Source organism: Limosilactobacillus alvi (genome assembly GCF_016900115.1).
Classification (GTDB): domain Bacteria; phylum Bacillota; class Bacilli; order Lactobacillales; family Lactobacillaceae; genus Limosilactobacillus; species Limosilactobacillus alvi.
In genome coordinates this window covers 1-238 of sequence record NZ_JACJJQ010000132.1, presented here as the reverse complement: position 1 = coordinate 238, position 238 = coordinate 1, and the positions used below count along the sequence as shown (strand labels likewise).

At 59.2% G+C, this 238-nt stretch carries 1 protein-coding gene; it reads left to right on the top strand.

Features of this window, described 5'->3' with window-relative positions:
• Positions 1-238, top strand: a 238-nt coding sequence (locus H5993_RS09370) for a hypothetical protein (RefSeq protein ID WP_204777127.1), incomplete at both ends; no start/stop codon positions are given.

The following is a 238-nucleotide window of genomic DNA, read 5'->3' as shown; positions in this document are numbered from 1 at the left end:
GTGTTGGGCCGCATTCAGGGAGCTTCACTCCAATGTCCTCGACGAGCGCGGTACCACCTACCACGCGTCATCCTACACGCCCAAGGAGAATCACACTGCCTTCGTGGTCGATGGCAATGAGATCGAGGCCGCATATCACGCGCGCGACACCATCTTCCTTACCACCCCGGTCATCGCGGCCAGTGAGAGCATCGCGCGCCATAACGGTACCTCAGAGTATGTCTACTACCGCGGTGTT